Raw genomic sequence first — 268 nt, forward strand, 5'->3', positions numbered from 1 at the left:
CACCACGCTGGATCTTTATGGCCGTATCGCCATGGGTATTGAAGGCGGCGGCGCAAAAGATGGCGTCGATAATGGTGAAGAGTTCCGTAACTTTGGCTCTCGTCTTCGCGTTACCGCTGATCATCAGATCACGTCCGACCTGCGCGCGTTTGCTCGCGTTGAGTGGCGTTTTACTGGCGATGAGCGCAACCAAGCGTCCGGTTTTGATGAAGTACGTAACAGCTACATCGGTCTAGATAGTGAGCAGTTCGGTACCTTCACCGCTGGT

The 268-nt window shown here is 54.1% G+C and carries 1 protein-coding gene; it reads left to right on the forward strand.

The annotated features are described in order from the left end of the window. Positions 1-268, forward strand: a 268-nt coding sequence (locus SB847_RS21205; RefSeq protein WP_410578606.1) for a porin, incomplete at both ends; no start/stop codon positions are given.

The organism is Bacillus sp. SIMBA_026, from assembly GCF_046535335.1.
GTDB lineage: Bacteria > Bacillota > Bacilli > Bacillales > Bacillaceae > Bacillus > Bacillus velezensis.